This window comes from Novosphingobium beihaiense, from assembly GCF_022832375.1.
GTDB lineage: Bacteria > Pseudomonadota > Alphaproteobacteria > Sphingomonadales > Sphingomonadaceae > Novosphingobium > Novosphingobium beihaiensis.
In genome coordinates, this window is record NZ_JALHLG010000014.1 from 137,759 (window position 1) to 157,432 (window position 19,674).

The following is a 19,674-nucleotide window of genomic DNA, read 5'->3' on the forward strand; positions in this document are numbered from 1 at the left end:
ACGTCGGGAAAGATAGCGGAGCGCCCGCCTGCCCAAAGGGCCGTGTATTCCGAACGGCCAGCAAAGGGTGAGGGCAACGAAGGCGCTATGATGCCAACGTACGATCCCGGCAACCAACGTGTCTCGACTTCGCTCGACACGAACGGGTAGGGGAGCAGCATGTCCACTGCCAATACGCCTCCCCGCATCCTTTCCATCGCCGGTTCCGACAGTTCGGGCGGCGCCGGCATTCAGGCCGATATCAAGACGATCACCATGCTCGGCGGCTATGCCATGACCGCGATCAGCGCGATTACGGTGCAGAACACGCTGGGCGTCACCGGTGTGGAGGCGCTCTCGCCGGGCATGGTGGCAGCGCAGATCGATGCCTGCACCTGCGATATCGGCGTGGATGCGGTGAAGATCGGCATGCTGGGTTCGGCCGCGATTGCCCACGCGGTGGCGGACCGGCTGGAAGGGCTCGGCGTGCCGGTGGTTTTCGATCCGGTAATGGTCTCCACCAGCGGATCCGTGCTGGCGGACGCGGAGACCGTGGCCGCATTCGAACGGCTGATGGCGCTCGCCACGCTGACCACGCCCAATGTGCCCGAACTCGCGGCGCTGGGCGGCGAAGCGGCGATGGCGCGGCGCAAGGCCGCCTGCCTAGCCAAGGGGGGAGATGCCGAAGGGGACGAAGTGGCGGACCGGCTGACCGTGCCGGGTCGCGAACCCGTCGTCTGGACCGTCCCCCGCTTCGAAACGCGCCACAGCCACGGCACCGGCTGCACGTTGTCGAGCGCCATCGCTACGTTCCTGGGGCAGGGCATGGCGCTCGAATCCGCGGTGGAGGCGGCGCGCACATTCGTCCAGCTCGCCTTGCGCGAGGCGCCGGGATTCGGCGCCGGGCATGGGCCGATGGGGCATCAGGCGGTCCGGCTCGACCTTACCGGGGAGCCGCGCCTCAACCAGATCACGCTGCCCGCCCGCGATATGGGCGCGTCGGTCGCGTTCTATTCGGCACTGGGCCTCACTCTGATCGTGGGCAGCCCGCAATCGGACTATGTCCGTTTCGAAGCCCCGGGCGGTGCCACCTTGTCGCTAAGCACCGGACACGATGACGTGGCAGCAGGACACTTGGCGGGAGACTCCGGAGCGGGCATCTATTTCGAGTGCCTCGATCTGGAAGGAGCAATCGCCCGGCTGGCGGAGCGGGGCATCGTGGTGGAACCGGCCCGCGACCAGCGCTGGCTCTGGCGCGAGGCCTGGCTGACGGACCCGGCGGGCAACCGGGTCTGCCTCTACAAGGCGGGGCTCGCGCGGCGCTTCCCGCCCTGGGCGCTGCCGCGCTGAAGGCTCATACCAAGTCCCGGAGATGCTGACGCATCAGCCGCAATCGAGATCGTAGAACTCGCGGATCACGGACCAGCCGTCCTCGGCCGTTTCGCACCAGTGGAACAGCTCCAGATCGCGGCGGTTGATCACGCCTTCCTCGGCCAGCGCCTCGAAATTGACGATACGGTTCCAGAACTCCCGGCCATAGAGCAGGATCGGGATGCGCCGCATCTTGCCGGTCTGGATCAGGGTGAGCATTTCCAGAAACTCGTCGAGCGTGCCGAAGCCGCCCGGGAACACCGCCACGCCGCGTGCGCGCAGCAGGAAGTGCATCTTGCGCAGTGCGAAATAGTGGAACTGGAAGGAAAGGCGCGGGGTCACATAGGGGTTGGGCGCCTGCTCATGCGGCAGCACGATGTTGAGGCCCAGCGATTCCGCGCCGACTTCCGACGCGCCGCGGTTGGCTGCTTCCATGATGCCCGGCCCGCCGCCTGAGCACACCACGAACTGGCGCATACCCTTTTCCACCACCGCGCACTGGCTGGCGAGGTGCGAAAGCCTGCGCGCTTCGTCATAGTATTTCGCTTTCGCGGCCAGCCGTTCGGCAACGGCTTTTTCTTCGTCGGTTTTCGCGGCGGCGAGCACGCTTTCGCACTTTTCGGGCGAGGGGATGCGCGCGGAGCCGTAGAACACCAGCGTCGATCCGATCTGCGCTTCTTCCAGCAGCATTTCGGTTTTCAGCAATTCGAGCTGGAACCGCACCGGGCGCAGTTCGTCGCGCAGCAGAAAATCGGTGTCGCGGAAAGCAAGCTGATAGGCCGGATGCTCCGTCTGCAGTGTGCCGCCTTGCTGATCGGCGAAGCCAACTTCCTGTTCGGCTTTGTAAAAACGGCGCTCTGAGAGGGTCTTTTCTTCTTTTTCTGTCATTGGCCTTCCATGGCGGTTTCCGCGAGTGTCGTCGAGTACAGATAACCGTGCACCCGCTTGCACCGAATTCAACACCCTCTAGGTTTGTTCCCGATGTTTACCCGACGCCATGCCGTCGCGGCACTGGGTGCCGCAGCATTTCCACTCGCCGGTTTGCCGCTGGGAGCACCGCAGGCGGGCGCGGCGCCGGTTCGTCCTGTCCGCCCGCCGCGCTTGCGTGAAGGGGATGTGCTGGGGCTGGTCGCGCCTGCTGGATTCATTGCGGACCGCTTCGGCCTTGCGGAAATCGAACGAACCGTGCGGGCCATGGGCCTGATTCCCAAGCCCGCGCCGCACATGCTGGAACGCGAAGGCTATCTGGCCGGTTCGGACAAGGCGCGGGCGGGAGACCTGATGGCGATGTTCGCGGATGATGAGGTGCGTGCGATCATGGCCGTGCGCGGCGGCTGGGGCGCGGCGCGCCTGTTGCCTCATCTCGATTTCGCGGCGATCGCGCGCAGGCCCAAGCTTTTCGCCGGATTCAGCGACAACACCGCGCTGCATCTGGCCTTTGCCGCGCGCACCGGGGTGCATAGCATCCATGGACCCAACGCTTCGGCATCCTGGCCGCCTGCGGCGTGGGAGGCATTTCGCAAGCTGGCTTTCGACGCGGAGATGCCGGTCTACGCGGTGCCTTCTTCCGATGGGCCCAGCCTGTCGGGGAGGGGCGCGGCCTTGCGCACATTCCGGGGCGGCAAGGCGCGCGGGCGGCTGCTTGGCGGCAATCTCACCGTATTGTCAGCGCTGGCGGGCACGCCCTACTTGCCGGACTTTGCCGGCGCGATCCTGTTTCTGGAAGATACCAACGAATCCGAATACCGGATCGACCGGATGCTCACCCAACTCGCGCTGGCCGGGATTCTGGACAAGGTGGCGGGCGTGGTCTTCGGCCAGTGCACCCGCTGCCATAACCCGGACGGCGGCTATTCCAACTTCACAGTCTACGAAGTGCTGGACCGCCGGTTCTCAGCGTTGGGCGTGCCGGCTTTCCAGGGCGCGCTGATTGGCCATATCGCCGCGCAAGTGAGCATGCCGGTGGGAGTCATGGCCGAAATCGACGCCGATGCCGGAACCATTCGCATGCTGGAACCGGCCGTGGCGTAGTCCCGGGCAGAGGGCGCTCAGGCCGCCGCAGCCGAATCGCGGCCGAGACCGTAGTGGGCGACAAGCTCTGCAAAAACGCCGGTTTCCAGCGGTTCGGCAAATTCCAGACCGGCGCAGTGGTCGTTTGCCCAGGCGACGAACGCCATGGCGGGGCGGCACCCCGGCAGTGCCAGGCTGACGGCTTCATCCGCTTGCAGGTGGCCGATCCCTTCGATCCGCGCGCCGAAAGGGGTGAGGTCCTTGAGCATGACCGTGCTGCTGGCGAGATCGCGGCGGAACCGGGCCATCATTTCCACCTGCTTGCGCTGGTGACGGCGTTCTGCGGGATGGAACACAGCGGGGGTTTCGTCGGGATCGTGCAAGGCCATTTCATGTCATCCTGAAATATTTAACCACACTTGTTCGGCTCGTCCTGGTTCAGTCTGGCTGCCGGACGGCTGGGACCGATCCTGGTGTCTCATTGAAAAACCAGCTTCAGCAGGAAGTAAGACGGTAAACGGGACAGCAATTATAGTGAGGCTCAGGCTCGCCGCCGCTTTGCCGATGGCACCGCCAGGGCGATCTTGCCCGCGCAAGCCAGGATAGCGCGAAAATCCCGGCTCCGGCCTACTGGAATAAGGGAATTTTCGTAGTTTGCGGTCGCGATAGCATCAACCAGATATCCTTACCCTGCTGCTGTCTTCCGGAAAGTTCCGGTACTCCAAGTATTTGTGAGGGTTCCCAGCGTGTCCACGGCCTCTCCGGCAACCAGTCCGGTTCCTGAAGAAGCGGCACGCGGCCCGGTTCCTCCGCCGGTAGCGGTGGACGGCACGCTGCCCGACAAACGCGATTATCTGCTCCGCCAATCCGCGATAGCCCGCTCGCTGGGATCTCCGTTCGTCGGCGATGTGCTGACGGCGGCACGGCGCCAGCTTTCCCGCGCTCCGGCGCTGGAAGCCACGATTGCGGATTGGCCCGGCGATCCGGCGGCCAGCGCTATGTCCCTGCGGCTCAATGCCGGTCTGCACGCCCTTGCGCGGCGCGGGACCTTTCCGGACTTGTCCGGGCTCTATGCGGGCCAGCACCGGGATTTCGACCGCGCGATCGGTGAGGCGCTTGAACGGGGCGAGCACATGCTGCTGGTCTGGATGGGGCATCCCACGCAGACCAACGAAGTGCGCCGGTCGAGCGCGTTCATGGCGGCGCTGGCCGTACTGGCCAGCCGCTATGGCCTGCCTTTCGAATTGCTGGAGATCGGGGCCAGTGCGGGATTGAACCTCTTTGTTGACCGCTATGCCCATAATCTGGGCGGGCGGATGTTCGGTCAGCCGGAGTCCCCGTTGCAGCTTGCGCCGCAGTGGCAGGGCCCGCCGCCGCCGCAGGCCGATGTGCGGATTGCGGCGGCACGCGGCGCTGATCTGCGCCCGATGCGCCTTGACGATCCGCATACCCGCGAACGTCTTATGTCCTATGTCTGGCCGGGTGACGAGGTGCGTTCCGAATGCCTGCACCGGGCCATGCTGCTGGCACGCGATTCCGCTCCGCCGGTCGATCGGGCCAATGCCGTGTCATGGCTTGCGGAGCGCCTTGCGCAGCCGCAGGCGGCGGGCACGGTGCGCGTCGTGCAGCACTCGATGGTACTGCAGTATCTGCCCGAGGATGAACTCGCCGCCACGCGTGAAACGATCTGGGCTGCGGGCCGCCGGGCCACGCCGGAGCGCCCGCTGGCGCGGATGGGACTGGAATGGAATCGCGGTCGCAGCGCGGTCATGCTGTGCATGACTCATTGGTCGGGCGGGCCCGGCGATGGCCAGCGTGTCATATTGGCGCAATGCCATCCCTATGGCGCGTCCATCGAATGGAACGGTCTTCCGGCCACTGGCGGACAGACCTAAGCGTATCGTCAACAGGCTTTGAACACACAGGGCCAAGCCAGACAGAAAAAGGCCGCGCAGAGGGTGTCTGCGCGGCCTTTTCCATGGGCTGGACGAGAGTGTGGCGGATCAGAATTCCGACCAGTCGTCCTCATCGGCCTGAATTGCGAGGTTGCCTGCCACGCGCGGGGCGGACGGGGCGGCCGCCTGCACTGGCCTGGCCGCCGGGCGGACCGGTGCGGCGACGGCTGGCGCTTTGGCCGGAGCCGTGTGGCGGGACAGGCTGTCATCGACCTTGAAGGCGGAGAATGCCTCGAACAGCTGCTGCGCCTCGCGGGCCAGCATTTCGGTGGCAGCGGTGGTTTCCTCGACCATTGCGGCGTTCTGCTGGGTCATTGAATCCATCGCGCTGATGGCCTCGTTGACCTTGAGCAGGCCGGTCGATTGCTGTTCGGCGGTTTCGGCCATGGCCTCGATCGATTCGCTCACGCTGGAAACCCGCTCGATGATACGGTTGAGCGAGCCGCCGGTGTCGTTGACGAGATCGACGCCCGATGTGACGTGATCCGTTGCCGAGAGAATGCGCGACTTGACGTCGGACGCGGCATCCGCCGCACGCTGGGCCAGCGCGCGCACTTCCGAAGCGACGACCGCGAAACCCTTGCCCGCATCGCCTGCACGCGCGGCTTCGACGCCAGCGTTGAGGGCCAGCAGGTTGGTCTGGAAGGCAATGCCGTCGATCACGGTGATGATCTCGGCGATTTCCTTGGTGGCCTGATCGATGCCCTGCATGGCGGCAATCGCGCGCTGCACCACTGCGCCGCCCTGTTCGGCTTCCCCGCGCGCTTCGCTCATGGCCTTGTTGGCCTGAGCGGCGATCCCGGCGCTCTCGCCGACCTTGCGGGTGATTTCGTCCATCGCCGCGGCGGAAGACTGCAGGCGGGCGGCCTGTTCCTCCGAACGGTTGGACAGATCGGTGGTCGCCTGGCGGATCTCGGAGGAACCGGTGGAGATCGAGTCGATGCTGCCGCGGACCGATCCCATGACCGTGCAGAGCTGCTCCAGCGCGTTGTTGAAGTCCCGCGCGACCGACGAGAATGCGTCGGGCAGGTTGTCGAGCCTGGCGCGCAGGTCGGACTGGGAGAGGTCGTGGAGCTTCTCCCCGATCTCCGCCATGGCCGCCTCGCGGTCCTTGTCGGCGGCGATCTTGGCGATGGCCTCGTCACGGAAGACCAGCACGGCGCGTGCCATGTTGCCCAGTTCGTCGACGCGGGCGGTGCCCGGCACCGAGATGTCGTTGCGTCCGGCGGCGAGGGCAGCCATCGTCTCGGTCAGATCGCCGATCGGAGCGGCGATGTCGCGGCTCAGCATGCGCTGCAGGGCGATGGCGATGCCGATAAGGGCAAGGCCGCCTACGGCCAGCGCGATCCATGTGGTGGTGATGGCGCTGGACTGCCCGGCCGATTCTTCTTCCAGCCGTTCTTCCTCGTAGTCGCGAAGGTCGCGCAAGGGCAGCACGGCGGCACTGACAAGCGCCTTCTTGCCTGCGTCACGCACGCGATCGGCGGCTGCCTGGCGGTTGCCCTGCTGGACCATTTCGACCGACTTGTCGCCCCAGTCCGCACGCCACTTGAGCGTCTCGCGGCGGGATTCAAGCAGCTTGGCGCGCATGTCCGGATTGGTCAGCAGGGATTCCAGCTCGGCCGAGGTCGCATCGTATTTGTCGCGGCCGTCGTAGTACGACTTGAGATAGCCGTCATCGCCGGTCACGAGGTATCCGCGTACCTGGCTGTTCTGGCGCAGGATCTGCGTTTCCAGGGCCAGCGCCTTGGAATGGATGTCCTGGTGGAAATTGGTCCGCTCGGTCGACCGGCCGATCATGGCGATGTTGATGGCGAAGACCAACATCATGACCGCCGCCGAGAGGTTGATCGCGATGAACGCGACCGCCAGCTTCTTCGGGATGTTCAACGAGCTGAGCATGTTTTCAATCCAATCGGGTATTCGTTTTCCACGTCACCCGGCCGCCGCGCCGTATGCGCGGCAGCCGGGCTGGCTTCAGAAGTTGAAGCGCAGCGAAGTGGAGATGGTCCGCGGGTTGATCGTCCGCGCCGTCACAACACCACTCGACGGGAGGAATTCCCCGTCGACATCGACAAGACCCAGAACGTCAAACAGGTTGTTGGCGTTAAGCATGATCGTGACGCGATCGGTGGGGCGGTACTGCACAAAGGCATTGGTAACGACGTAGCCGGGCACTTTCAGCTGGTTGCTGTCACCCGTGTAGGCGCTGGTCGTCCCGTAGAAGTTTGCCCCGACGGTGAAGCGCTGGGTCTCGATCTGCGGCGTCAGCTGGAAGATCAGATCCGCCTGCTGCTTCGGCGTATTGCCGACGGTGGAAGCGTCGATGTTATCCGCGGTGATTTCGGCCTTGGTCCACGTCGCGCCGCCATTGATCAGGAAGATGCCCCGGCGGTAGCTGCCCTCGAATTCAAGGCCATACGCGCGGTAGGAGCGGTCGAGACCGACGTTGTGCTCGGCAGTCTTCGCCCAGAAGGCTGTGACGTAGGCTTCCAGGTTGCCGGTACGGTACTTGATACCGCCTTCGGCCTGCTTGACCGGGTCATAGGCCGCCGAAGGAACCGCCATCTTTCCGGTGAGCGGATTGATGTAGTTCGAGAACAGGATGCGGTCCGCATTGGCCCGGGCGCCCTTGGAGTAGCGGCCGAACAGCGAGAAGTCTTCCGCCATGCGGAAGTTCGCGCTGATCGAGTACGACAGGTAGTGGTAGTTGTAGTGCACCGGCGAGGGCTTGCTGTAGTCCACAAAGCCCACGTTGTTTTCCGGCGCGGAGATCGTGCCGTCACCATTGAGGTCGTACACCGTGCGCGTAGGAACGCCAGGCAGGAGGTCTGTCAGGCTGGTGCCGTAGATGGTGCCGCGGGCGCGGCCCATGTCATAGCGGGCGGACGCGCCGAGCGCGAACTTGCCGAACATGTAGTTGAGCGAGCCGTAAGGCGCGTTCACGTCGTACGTCATGTCGTAACGGTCGTGGCGGCGGCCGCCGATGAACATCGCGTTATAGGCCAGAACTCCGTTTTCGGTAATCGGAGTGGAGCCTGCGAAGGCATCGATCAGGTGCGCGTTGCCTCCGCCGAGCACATCGGTGAGCATGGTCGACCAAGCCCAGGCGGTGTCGATGTCCTGGCTCGACTTGTAGAAACCGGCCGTGAAAGTCAGCTTGCCCGAACCCAGATCCCACACCTTGCTCGCGCGCAAGTCGTTGGTCATGTTGTTCAGGCTGTTCAGCGCGACGTCCTGATTGCTGAGTACTGCCAGCAGGCCATTGCCGTTGAGCGCGGAGGGGTCGGCGATCACCTGTCCCGCGTTCGGGCCTGTCGCATAGCTCAGGCTCGTCGCATTCAGCATGCCCATGACCGCCGCGGCCGAATTGATGGATTGAAAAGGCAGCCGCGCGTTCGCGTTCGAGAACGTATTCGGCTGCGTGACGTGGCCGGAAATGTCGGCGTAACGGAACTTGTTGTTGATCGTCCAGCCTTCGACGTCGAACTTGGTTTCAAAGCCGATGGATTTGACCTTGGAATGCGTGGCTTTGCTGAAGGCGTTGCTGACAGGATTGTTGTCACCGTCCAGAGCCAGGGTGTTCGGAATGTAACGCGAGAACAGCGAGTCCTTGGAAACATTGAAGCCCGGTATGTTGGAATAGTGCGGGTTGTTTCCCGAACCCGAGACGAGAACCGGCGAATAGGGCGTCGGCACGGTCTGGTCGTCCAGCAGCTTGGCATAGACGCGGAAGTATCCGCCGCCTGCAAAGTCCTTCGTCATGTTGAACTTGAGCTGGCCGCCCTTGTAGCCGTCGAACCCGGTGTCGCGCGGGCCTTCGCCCTTGCGGTAGAAGCCGCCGATGTGGAAGCGCAGCGTGTCGTTGATCGGTCCGCCGTATTCGACGTCGACGCGCTTGCTGTCATAGTCGAGGCCAGTGCTGATCTGAACCGAGCCGCCTTCCACGTTCCCGGTCTTGTCGATGAGATTGACGATGCCGCCTGACGAGTTCGATGCGAACGTGGAGGCCGAACCGCCGCGGATCGCCTGAACCCCGGCGAGATTGAGGTCGGCGCGCAGAAACTGGTCGGCGGTTGCAAAGCCCATGTCGCCGAATTCGAGGGTCGGCAGGCCGTTTTCCTGAATCTGCAGGAATTTCGCACCGCCCAGAGCGATCGGCAGGCCGCGGATCGAGATATTGGAGTTACCTTCTCCGCCTGTGCTGCCCGAGCGCATGCCCGGAATGTTGCGGAAGATTTCGGCGACCGAGCGGGCGCCGAACTTTTCGATTTCCTTCTCACTCAGCGTGCTGGTGGAAGTCGCACTGTCCAGGCGGTCGCGGGCACGGGCGACGCCCGTGGTCATAAGATTGACGCGAGATTCCTTGGGCGGCGTGGTTTCGGCAGAAGCCTCTCCGTCTGCCGCCAGGACCGGCGAAGGCAGAAGGCAGGCCGTGGCAAGCAAAAGAAGTGTTTTTGTTTTCACGATTATTATCCCTGTTGCGGCAAGATTCGCAGCGCCGGGATAGGGAACACCTGCTTAAACAGCAGATCTGGCCCATTAAGGATAATTGCAGGGGTTCTTGACAACACCCATTTGATGCACGCGCCGAATTCGCGTCCGGCAACTTGGTGTGCCTTTTGCGGATACTTGGTGATTTTGGGCCCGATAGTATTTCGTCAAATCACGCTGCCCGGCATCATGGTTTCTTTCGCATGAAGAGCTAAATGCGCAGAAAACCTGCGGTTGCGGCGTGCCGGAGCATGCGGGCAGCGGCCTGGCCCTGCGGACCGGCCTGGGCGGGTGGCACGATCGGCGCTGATGATATTCCGGCACGGGCGGTTACGGCCGGAAGTGGGTGGCGGATCTGCTTCTTTTCCATCGCGGAGGCGATTTGTTCTCTAGGCATATGCGCCTCATATCGAGCCTCGTTGATCAGTACTCATATGCCTATTTCTGCAGTTCGAGTTACCTGATGCGCCATTGCTGGCTGGTAAGCTTGTTTCCAAGGCAATGGCCGCAATTGGTCCCTTCGACCAAGTGCAACCTGCAAACATGTACCCGGCAGATGGCCTGCCGGACCAGGCTCATGTCGCAAATCCGCTCTTCCAGGCAGCATGAGATCACTGCCTCACCCGGTCTGGACATCAGCAGAACCGGGATCAGGCCGTCACGACCTCGGCGTGCTGGAACGCCCCGGCGTATTCATCGTCCAGCGGCGCGTCGGTCACCAGAATATCGACAGAACTGAGCGGGGCGGTGTGGATCAGGCCGTAGCGCCCGAACTTGGAGGCGTCCGCGCCCAGCAGCACGCGTTCCGAGGTGGCGTAGGCGATGCGGCTCATGGCGGCTTCGCCGGGGTGGAAGTCCATAAGGCCCCGCTTCGCCTCGATCGCGCCTACCGACAGGATCGAAAGATGCGGCGTAAAACCGGCGACGTATTCCTGCGCCGTATGGTCCGAAAAGGCGTGGTAGTCATAGTCCATCTGCCCTCCCGCCAGGAACAAGCAGTTGCCGTTGATACCGCCCAGATCGGTGGCCACCTGCAACGAGTTGGTGATCACGGTCAGCGAGCGGCGAGCGGTGAGTTGCTTGGCGATAATGCACGATGTCGTGCCCGCATCGATGAACAGGATCATGCCATCATGCACGAACTTTGCAGCAGCCGCGGCGATCCGTTGCTTGGCTGCGGCGTTCTCTTCCATCCGCTGCATCAGCGGGCCTTCGAAGACATGTGCTGCCAGCCGGGCGCCGCCGTGCTCGCGCACGACTGAGCCCTGTTTTTCAAGGATGCGCAGTTCGCGCCGGATCGTCTCGTCCGAGACGCCGAGATCGTTTGCGAGCCCGGCAACCGAGCGGACGCCGCCGCCGCTCTCCAACCGCGCCATGATCTCGCGCTGCCGGTCCATGCGCTTTTGAATGACGTACTCTCCCTTCCACTCCCGGACAGGGGAGGATTGCCGCTGCCCCTCGGGTCCGTCAACCGGCGCGCTGCCCATTAGGCAGTGCCTGCCTCGAAAACGGCGGTCTCATCCATCGGTTCGCTGCGGCTGGGCTCGCCGTTTTCGAAGTGTCCGGCAAGGCGCTGCTCGAAACCGGGGTGCTCCTGCGCGGTCAGGCGCAGGTCATACCAGCGGTGCCCTTCCGTGAGCGGATGGGACGATGCGGCCGCATCCTTGGCGGCAAGGTGAAGCGTTCGCGGGGCTCCCGCCGCCCCGCGCGCAGGGGCGATCGTCAACGCCACGGATGCATCGCCACGATTGCGCAGCAGCAGGCGTACGGCGGGTTCCTGCGGCACGAAGACCGCCATGGCCTCGATCCGGCAGGCGCCGTCCAGCCGGTGATACGCACGATGGAAGCCGTTGGGGCCGAACACCACGAGCGAGCGCCCGTCTGCAGGCCAGCGGTCTTCCAGCGTCTGCCCGGCACCAACCGTGTAATAGCGCGCACTGCCATCATCCGCCGCGCCATAGGCCTGGAACACCGCTGCCACCGTCCCCCGGTTGACAAAGCGCAGCGTCAGCCCTGCTTCGTCCCAGTGCGGTTCGACGTCGAGATCATAGGGCAGGGCCCGGGCCGGACGCCAGCCGGGCTCCTGCTTCGCCATCACCGGCGCCTGGGGAAGGCCGGGCATGGCAAGCTGGCACGCCGCATCGCTGGCGGCCAGATAGCCGCCGACATCGGGCATCCGCGCCAGCCAGCCGGTATCGCGCCGCGCGGCCGGGGTGACGTCGAAGCCGAACGCACTGGTCAGATCGCCGCAGACGGCGCGGCGCCAGGGCGAGATATTGGGCTCGCGCACGCCGAAGCGGGTTTCGAGGAAGCGCAGGACCGAAGTGTGATCGAACACCTGCGAATTGACATGGCCGCCGCGCGTCCAGGGCGAGACGATCAGCATCGGCACGCGCGGCCCCAGCCCCACTGGCTCGCCCTTGTAAACCTCGCCGCGCGTATCGGCGGTGCTTGCGCCGAGCGCGGGCCGGGTGGCGGGAATCGGCGGCGGCATGTGATCGAAGAAGCCGTCGTTCTCATCGTAGTTGAGGATGAAGACGGTTTTCGCCCAGACTTCCGGATTGGCCGCCAGCGCGGCGACCAGCCGTCCGCACAGTTCTTGCCCGTAGGCAGGCGGTGCATCGGGGTGCTCGCACATGTTGAAGGGCGGGACGATCCACGAGACCTGCGGCAGCCGGTCCGCCGCGACATCCTCTGCGAAAGCCGCGATCAGATGTTCGGCCCGCGTGCCGTGTGCATTCTCTTCCGTAGATCCCGGCACCCAGGCCCGCCCGCGGCGATAGCGCGAGGAGGTCCGGTCCAGATTGCGGAACGCCGCGAAGTAGCCGAGCGTATTGTTGCTGTAGTTGTCGTATTCCTGATAGACCCGCCAGGACACGCCCGCCTCTTCCAGCCGGGCGGCGTAAGGCGTCCAGCCCAGCCCGGCAAAGTGCGGATCGTCCTTGGCCATGTCGGCGCCCGGATTGTCGTCGGTGCCGTCGTTGGAGACGTTGTAAGGCCCCTCGCTGCCAACCGAGAGCCCATTGGTCCCGGTGAAATGGTAGAGCCGGTTGGGGCCGGTCGGCCCGAAGATCGAGCAGTGATAGGCATCGCAGATCGTGAACTGATCGGCGAGCGCGTAGTAATAGGGCACGTCCGCGCGCGTCATGTGGCCCATGCTGAACGGGCCCTTTTCGGGCATCCAGACGTCCCAATGCTTCCAGCGGTCCTGGCTGCCCTTCCAGCTGTGATCGAGCCCCTGCAGGCAACCGGCGGCGGTGGCTGCCGTGTCGAGATGAAAGGGCAGGATGGTATCGCCGCCGTCCTTGGGCAATTGCCGCTGCGCCCAGACCGGCCGCCCGTCGGGCAGCATGAGCGGGCGCGGATCGGCATAGCCGCGCACGCCGCGCAGGGCGCCGAAGTAGTGATCGAACGCGCGGTTTTCCTGCATGAGGATCACCACATGCTCGACATCGCGGATGGAGCCTGCAGGTGCCGGGCTCGCCGCGGCGGCGGGCAGTGCGGCCAGCCCGGCTCCGGCGGAGGCGCTGGCCAGGAACGTGCGGCGATCGACGGTCATGGACGGGCCGCCTCCCCCGCTTCGGCGCTCTGCACCGGTGCGGGAACGGGCGCCTGGCCGGGCCATGTGAGCAGCCCCGCCAGATCGCCAAGCGCACACAGCTGTGCCGGGCCCTTCGCGCATTCGGGCGAGAGGATCTGGGTGGCGGGCGGCGATGCCGGGGAAAGCCGCGTGAGATGACGCATCTGGTCGAGCGTCTGCGCCTGATAGAACACCCGGACGAACTGCTTGCCGGTCTTGGTATCCGTCAGCAGCATGAAGCCCAGACCGCCGCCAATGGGCGGGTCGTCGCGGCCATAGGTGGGCATCTGGAAAGAGGCGCCCATCAGCGCGGTAAGCGCGGCGATATTGTTGTCATGCCCCACAAACAGCATCACTTTTGGCCCCTCGGCACTGGTGAGCAGCGAGCGGATGCGCGGCGCCATTTCCGCCGCCGTGCGCCGTGCCATGTAAGGGGAACGGTCGAACACGTCGAACAGCAAGGCGTGGAGCCGCGATACTTCGGTCAGTTCGGCAAGACTGGCCCGCCCCCAGCCGACCTGAGACATCGGCATCCCTTCGGCATATTGCAGCAGGAGGACTTCCGCCGTGCCCGACGTGATCATGATCGGGCCTGTCAGCCCAATGCCCGGATCGTCCGCACGCAGCCGCGACGGTACGGCGGCGATGTCGCAGGCGTCCTGCGAACCATCGGAGGAACGGCAGCCGAGGATCTTTTCCAGCACGCGGGTCTGCCGCCGGGTTTGCGCGACAAGCTCGCCCGGCCCGCCCTTTGTGTAGCTCTCGATCGAGGCCAGCGCGGCCTTGGCATCGAAGGGGGCCGAGCCAGGGGCTCCCGCCGTGAACGTCAGGTCCGGCTTTCCGGGTTCCTTATGCCGCACCGGAATCTGACAGCCCGGGGCCAGGCCTTCGCGCAACTCGTCGCCACTGCCGATGCTGCGGCTGTCGCTGTCGGTATAGATGCCGAGGCTGTCCGGCCCGGGGCAGCCGGTGGGCTGGAGCAGGCCAAGCCCGCTGAACAGCGCCTTGTCATACCGGCCCATCAACCTCAAGGCCTCGCGGCCGTGCGGCGTCAGCTGGGCATTGGCCGTGGCCCATGACGGCCAGCGGTCCCGGGAATAGTCCATGGCGCCGATTTCGGTATCCAGCGGCGCCCGCAAGCCGTGGCGATAGACGATGACAACGCGTTCGACCCGGTACCCGTCTCCGGGAGCCAAACCGGAACGGTCTCCGGCGGGCAGATCGTCCGCAAGGGCCGGACCGCCGAGGGCGGCCATCGCACAGGCCAGAAATGCCGTCAGGGCTCTGTAGTTTTTCATGATCTTTGTGAAACCCTCATGCCGGGTGGCGCTGGCTGAACTGTTCAAAGCCTTTCCGTGCCTGGAGGAGAAAGCCCCGCGCATCGCGGCCCGGTATGGCAAAATGGTGCGGCGCTGAACCAGCCTTGTGCCGTTCAGCGCCGCAATTCGAAGCGATATCAGAATTTTACCGTTGCGCTCACTTGGTAGACGCTGCCGGTTTTCAGATAGCCGCCGTTTCTGTCGTTCGAAATGTACTGCTTGGACTTGCCGACAGTGGTCCAGTAGGCATGCTCGTTGAGCACATTGCGGGCGGAGAAACCGATTTCGAGGTTGTCCGTCAGCTCATAAGCCGCACCGAGATCGAGCGATCCCACCGGCTGGATGAAGATATCGGGATCGTTGCTCTGCACCGTCGCCAGAATGCGGCCCGTGTAGTGATAGTTCACATTCGCGCGGAACTTGCCCCCCGTATAGAACAGGTTCGCATTGTAGATGATGTTCGGCGCCTGCGGCAGGCTGGTCTTGCGGATGTCCGCGTTCGACAGGGCGTATTTGGCACTCGTATCCTGCAGCGTGATGCTGCCGCCAACGCCGAAACCGTTCAGGAACGAACCGTCATCGCCGTGATAGGTGTAGCGCCCGGAGATTTCGACGCCCTTGGCACTGCCGCCCAGACCGTTTTCCGGCGTGTAGATGGTGACACTGTCGTTCGCCGTCTCATTGAGATTCTGCGAAGCGGTCGGCACGATGATGTTCTTCAGGTCCTTGTAGTACAGCGCAACCTGAACATACTGGCCAACATCGCCATAGTACTCGAAGCCCAGATCGAAATTCCATGCCGAAGTCGGCTTCAAATTCGGATTGGGACGAACGACATCGCTGAGTTCATCGTTCGGTCCGTTAAATGAATAGTTGGTCGGCCCGGCCAGATCACTGAAGCCCGGACGTGAATAGCTTGACCGCACGGAGGCGCGGACCACAAGCCTGTCGTTGGGCCGGTAGGCCAGCAACAGGCTGGGGTCCACATGGTCGTAGCTGCGCGAAGACGATACGAACGCACCGGGGGCATCCTTCGAGACGCTGGAGCCTTCAAAGTAGCTCGCGTCGAAGTGGTTACGCTCGTAGCGAATGCCCGGTACCGCTTCCAGATCGCCGAACTGAAGCTTGGCATTGGCATAGACGGCCGTGCGCGATTCGCTGCTTTTCGTCACGCCTCTGTCGAACGTGGTTTGGGAAACCCCGCTTGCCGTACCGCCCGGCGACGTGACGTACTGCGCCACTTCATCCTCGACAGCCGAACGGGACAGAACCCGGATCGGACGCACGGGATAGGCCCCGATGAAATCCGTCAGCGTGTAGCCGGGGAACGCTGCTGCAGACAGGCCGAGCACGTCCTTCTGATCGAACGGCCTTGAGAATTTATAGCGCGTGTCGTCCGGTGTGACGCGGCGCCCGTCGCGGTTGGAATCCTCGTAAAGCCCACCGGCTTCGATGAACCGCAGCGCACCGTCGCCTTCCCACCGGAGGTGGCCCTTGACGGTCTTCTTGTCTTCCGAATTGTAGGTCCAGCCCTGCTGCACATAGTATTGCGTGGGCAGATCGAGCGAGGAGACATAGGCCGTGGCCCCGGCATCCATCACGGCGACCGGCGCGCGTGGGTCACTCTGGTCTACGGTAATGCCCGATGCGCCATAGCCGACGCCGCGCCAGGCCGCCTCGATGCGGTTGGGCTGGTTGTAGGCGCCATAGGCATAGGCGCCTTCGAGCGCGGCCGAGAAACCGCCGCCCAGCTCGAATTCCCCGCCCAGCTGCGCGGAGAACAGCTTCTGGTCAGTGTCTTCGGTGCGGAAGTAGCTAGCCGGGTTCACGCCCGTACCCACGAAAACGCCATCCGCATTGTAATTGCCGGAACCGCCGCTGGCCTCGTTCGGGTTGGGCTGGCTCGAACCGTCCGCATTATCGGTCAGCTCGCTGCGCAGGCTGGTCTGGTTCATGGTGTTGGTGTTCTTGTACCGGGCGTAGTTCATCCGCAGATAAAGTTGCGCCGCATCGCCATGGTAATCGAACGAGCCCGTTGCGCCGTAGCGCTCGATCTTGTCGTTGAAGAAGTTCCACTGCAGCCCCCGGGCCGAGAGCGCATCGTAGTTGTCGCGGGGGCGGCCGGCATCCTGACGCGTCGTGACATAGCCGCTCTGCGCCGCCACCGATTCAGCGGCGTTCGAACGCTTTTCGTAGTACGTGGCAACGTAGAGACCGAACTGATCGTTGGAACCGAACTTGCGCGCGGCATCGATGCCTATGGCACCGCCGAGGCTGGGCTGATGGTTGTCCGATGCCAGCTTCGCAAGCTGTCCCAGAGCGCGAACACGCGCGAAATTGCCGGAAAAGTCAAAGGCCGTGGGCGTGTGCAGGTTGATGGTACCGGCAATCGAGTCCGAATCCTGATCCGCACCGGGCGTCTTGTCGGCGGAAATATTGCCGATCGCAAAGGGCGAGAACAGATTGAGGGAAATCGCGCGCGAGCTGCCCGCTACCTGCGGCAGGCGCAGGCCATCGAGCGTGTAGGCGTTGAAGCTGGTGTCGAAACCACGGATCGTTACGAACTGCGCTTCGCCCACTGCTGTCTGGTTCGCGCCTTGATCGTAGCTGGAGGAAATACCCGGCAGCGAACGTGCGATGTCGGCAATGCCGGTGTTGGAGCTGATCGCGATATCGCCGGTGGAAAGGATATCGACCGTTCCGGTGGCGTTGCGCTCATCCTCCAGCGCCGTGCGTTCGATGTGGCCATTGACGATGATGTCGGACGTGAGTGAATCGCCTTCACGGCTGTCCGCCTCGCCGTTCTGCGTATTCTGAGCGGATTGGGAAGGCGTGCTCGCCGCCTGAGCCTCACTGCCAGCCGCGACGGCCAGAAGGCTTGCACTGAAACAAAGATAGACGAATTTGCGACCTAGGGTTTTCATTGCCACCTCTTTGAATTGTAAAGACAATAATATCAGTGAGTTGCATGGGTGATCGACGCCCGAACCCGACTCCGGCGCTATGGCTTTCATGATTGCCCTGAGCAGGATGGGGCTCGCAGGTCCGTTGGCGCTGCCACTACCCACGGCCTGTGAAGGTTTTGAGACAAAATGGAGGTGTTTTGATGGTATTTCGGCGGTAATTTTCGATTATCCGCCACAAGTGATCAAAATATCATCAGAAAGACCGGCAGAAAGACGGCAGCGCGCACGTTGGCCCTTCCCGGGATGATGGCTGCTATCCTGCCTGCCCGGTCCGATTGACGGGCGCGCGCACCAGCAGGGCCAGCGCAAGGCCGAGCCCGGCGATTGCTGCGTGCAGCCCCCAGAATGCCGGGACCGCCATGCGGTCGTAGAATACCCCCACCGTGCCGACGACGAGGTTGGCGAAAAAGCCGTGAAGGTAGAAGAGACCGGCCATGACCCCGGCCAACCCCTTGGGCGCAGCCGCGGTCACGATCGCAAGGCCCGCAGGCCAGACCAGCGCGATGCCGAGGTCCAGCAGGGCCAGCACGCCCAAAGGCACCGCGATCGACGTGAGCCCAAGCCGCGTCGCAGCGGCAAGGCCTCCGTAGCCGCATATCAACGCCAGACATCCCAACGCCAGCCGGTCCCCGTCGCGCAGCCTCGCGAATAGGCGAAGCCGCGTCGTCGCCAGCACCATTGCGATCGTGAACACACCGTCGGCCGAGGCGAACCATGCCGGAGGGATATGGAAACCGCCAAGATCCAGGCGCACGTTGGCGGCAATCCATATCAGGAACAGATTGGTCACCTGCTCGTAAGCACAGAAGCACAAGACAACAACCGCAATGACCGCCGCCACAATCGCGAGCGATGGTCTGCCGGGCAAGGCGGCAGGCGAGGCTGCCTCCGGCCGTTCGCTCCGTGTCTCCGCCCTGGCCATGCCGGGCACACGCAGATACGTCATGAGACCCAGCATCATGGCGAGACCTGCTGCACCAAAGGCATAAGCCCAGCCCCGCGACTGGGCCAGCCAGCCGCAGACCAGCGGCCCCAGCATCACGCCGAGGTTCAGAAAGGCGAGGTAGATCGCAAAGGCGCCGCTGCGGCGCTTGTCATGCACCGGAAAAAGCTCGCCGACCTGCGCGGCAAGATTCGCCTTGAGCAGTCCCGTCCCCAGAATAAGGATCGCGAGCGCAGGCAAGAGCAGCCATGCACTGGCCAGACAGGCCGCCCCGATGCCAACGAGACAGGCCCCAAGAACTACCGCCGCGCGGCGCCCCTGACACCGGTCTCCAATCGCACCGCCGAATGGCAGCACGAAATAGGTCAGCGCGGCATAGAGGCCGTAAGTCTGGGAAGCGAAGGCACTCGGGCTCAAAGGCCCCCAAACGGCCTCAAGCCAGGAGCGGAACGCCGCCAGGCCCCAGACGCCGGTGCTGTTTTGCGCCAGCACATGCTGCACAAGATAAAGCGTCAGGAGCGACTTGACGCCGTGAAGGGCAAAGCGCTCCCACAATTCGGCCCCGGCGAGATATCTAAACCGGCGGGGCAGCCGAATCACACCTGTCTTCGTCCTTTGCATCCGGTCCTAGTCGATGGACACTGTTGCGCGTTGATGATGATTGCGCAGGCGTTTGCCGTAGAGGCGACAGGAAGTCCCTTCTGTCAACACAGCCCAACACTACTTTGGCGGAAGCGTGATTTGTGTGATTTTCTTATCGCTGATTGCGTGTTTCATCGGGATGAATAGCCCCTAGATTTCTGGACGCCTTCGATCCTAATTTTGAGGACAGGAGACGACGATGGGGAAGCCTAATTTCAGCGATGAGTTCAAGCGTGATGCGGTGGCCCAGATCACCGAGCGCGGGTATCCGGTAGCGGAGGTCTCACAGCGGCTCGGCGCCAGTCAGCACTTGCTGTATGCCTGGAAGCGGAGCTGGCGGGGCAAGTGTTGGCGATGCCGATCGCAAGAGCGCACGTTACCGTTCCAGGCGGAACGATGATGGCGCCCTGCGGGA

Annotated in this window: 12 protein-coding genes and 1 pseudogene; 4 read left to right on the forward strand and 9 right to left on the reverse strand. The window is 63.8% G+C overall.

The features are described 5' to 3' along the window. The first annotated feature begins 159 nt into the window (after positions 1-159). Complete coding sequence (gene thiD / locus MTR66_RS12215) at positions 160-1,329, forward strand: bifunctional hydroxymethylpyrimidine kinase/phosphomethylpyrimidine kinase (RefSeq protein ID WP_243921378.1); 1,170 nt, start codon at positions 160-162, stop codon at positions 1,327-1,329. A 33-nt stretch (positions 1,330-1,362) separates the two neighbouring features. Here thiD and MTR66_RS12220 read toward each other — a convergent pair whose 3' ends face one another. After that, positions 1,363-2,238, reverse strand: coding sequence for an LOG family protein (locus tag MTR66_RS12220; protein WP_243921380.1), 876 nt, complete (start codon positions 2,236-2,238; stop codon positions 1,363-1,365). 93 nt (positions 2,239-2,331) lie between these two features. On the opposite strand from MTR66_RS12220, the gene MTR66_RS12225 reads away from it, so the two are divergent. Beyond that, positions 2,332-3,381: a S66 peptidase family protein gene (locus MTR66_RS12225; RefSeq protein ID WP_243921382.1), complete on the forward strand. Its 1,050-nt coding sequence runs from the start codon at positions 2,332-2,334 to the stop codon at positions 3,379-3,381. A gap of 17 nt (positions 3,382-3,398) precedes the next feature. On the opposite strand, the gene MTR66_RS12230 is transcribed toward MTR66_RS12225, so the two are convergent. After that, positions 3,399-3,749 (reverse strand): hypothetical protein, encoded by a 351-nt coding sequence (locus MTR66_RS12230; protein ID WP_243921384.1) that lies wholly within the window; start codon positions 3,747-3,749, stop codon positions 3,399-3,401. Between the two features lie 357 nt (positions 3,750-4,106). Between MTR66_RS12230 and MTR66_RS12235 the strand changes: the two genes are divergently transcribed. Continuing rightward, the gene (locus tag MTR66_RS12235; RefSeq protein WP_243921385.1) at positions 4,107-5,255 is read left to right on the forward strand and encodes a DUF2332 domain-containing protein; all 1,149 of its coding nucleotides are present in this window, start codon (positions 4,107-4,109) and stop codon (positions 5,253-5,255) included. A 108-nt stretch (positions 5,256-5,363) separates the two neighbouring features. Here MTR66_RS12235 and MTR66_RS12240 read toward each other — a convergent pair whose 3' ends face one another. The 7 genes from MTR66_RS12240 to MTR66_RS12270 all read right to left on the reverse strand — a co-directional run bounded on the left by MTR66_RS12240 (position 5,364) and on the right by MTR66_RS12270 (position 19,217). Beyond that, positions 5,364-7,217 carry a methyl-accepting chemotaxis protein gene (locus MTR66_RS12240; RefSeq protein ID WP_243921386.1) on the reverse strand — a complete coding sequence of 618 codons (1,854 nt, stop codon included), beginning with the start codon at positions 7,215-7,217 and terminating at the stop codon, positions 5,364-5,366. 75 nt (positions 7,218-7,292) lie between these two features. Further along, a complete protein-coding gene (locus MTR66_RS12245) occupies positions 7,293-9,782 on the reverse strand; it encodes a TonB-dependent receptor (protein ID WP_243921388.1) in 2,490 nt (829 codons plus the stop codon). Between the two features lie 677 nt (positions 9,783-10,459). After that, the gene (locus MTR66_RS12250; protein WP_243921390.1) at positions 10,460-11,206 is read right to left on the reverse strand and encodes a DeoR/GlpR family DNA-binding transcription regulator; all 747 of its coding nucleotides are present in this window, start codon (positions 11,204-11,206) and stop codon (positions 10,460-10,462) included. 89 nt (positions 11,207-11,295) lie between these two features. After that, positions 11,296-13,368 carry a phosphocholine-specific phospholipase C gene (locus MTR66_RS12255; RefSeq protein WP_243921392.1) on the reverse strand — a complete coding sequence of 691 codons (2,073 nt, stop codon included), beginning with the start codon at positions 13,366-13,368 and terminating at the stop codon, positions 11,296-11,298. Beyond that, positions 13,365-14,687, reverse strand: a complete 1,323-nt coding sequence (locus MTR66_RS12260) for a histidine-type phosphatase (protein ID WP_243921394.1) — start codon at positions 14,685-14,687, stop codon at positions 13,365-13,367. Before MTR66_RS12260 ends, MTR66_RS12255 begins: the two co-directional genes overlap by 4 nt. A 158-nt stretch (positions 14,688-14,845) precedes the next feature. Then, complete coding sequence (locus MTR66_RS12265; RefSeq protein WP_243921396.1) at positions 14,846-17,632, reverse strand: TonB-dependent receptor; 2,787 nt, start codon at positions 17,630-17,632, stop codon at positions 14,846-14,848. Positions 17,633-17,927: 295 nt separating this feature from the next. Then, on the reverse strand, positions 17,928-19,217 hold the full coding sequence (locus tag MTR66_RS12270; RefSeq protein ID WP_243921398.1) for a POT-type proton-dependent oligopeptide transporter: 1,290 nt from the start codon (positions 19,215-19,217) through the stop codon (positions 17,928-17,930). 241 nt (positions 19,218-19,458) lie between these two features. On the opposite strand from MTR66_RS12270, the pseudogene MTR66_RS12275 reads away from it, so the two are divergent. After that, positions 19,459-19,593: pseudogene (locus MTR66_RS12275) on the forward strand (transposase); the annotation flags it as partial. Between the last annotated feature and the right edge of the window lie 81 nt (positions 19,594-19,674).

Excerpts from the sequence above, each read along its gene's own strand:
- thiD (WP_243921378.1), top strand. The coding sequence starts at position 160 with ATGTCCACTGCCAATACGCCTCCCCGCATCCTTTCCATCGCCGGTTCC.
- MTR66_RS12220 (WP_243921380.1), bottom strand. The coding sequence starts at position 2,238 with ATGACAGAAAAAGAAGAAAAGACCCTCTCAGAGCGCCGTTTTTACAAA.
- MTR66_RS12225 (WP_243921382.1), top strand. The coding sequence starts at position 2,332 with ATGTTTACCCGACGCCATGCCGTCGCGGCACTGGGTGCCGCAGCATTT.
- MTR66_RS12230 (WP_243921384.1), bottom strand. The coding sequence starts at position 3,749 with ATGGCCTTGCACGATCCCGACGAAACCCCCGCTGTGTTCCATCCCGCA.
- MTR66_RS12240 (WP_243921386.1), bottom strand. The coding sequence starts at position 7,217 with ATGCTCAGCTCGTTGAACATCCCGAAGAAGCTGGCGGTCGCGTTCATC.
- MTR66_RS12250 (WP_243921390.1), bottom strand. The coding sequence starts at position 11,206 with ATGGACCGGCAGCGCGAGATCATGGCGCGGTTGGAGAGCGGCGGCGGC.
- MTR66_RS12255 (WP_243921392.1), bottom strand. The coding sequence starts at position 13,368 with ATGACCGTCGATCGCCGCACGTTCCTGGCCAGCGCCTCCGCCGGAGCC.
- MTR66_RS12260 (WP_243921394.1), bottom strand. The coding sequence starts at position 14,687 with ATGAAAAACTACAGAGCCCTGACGGCATTTCTGGCCTGTGCGATGGCC.
- MTR66_RS12265 (WP_243921396.1), bottom strand. The coding sequence starts at position 17,632 with ATGAAAACCCTAGGTCGCAAATTCGTCTATCTTTGTTTCAGTGCAAGC.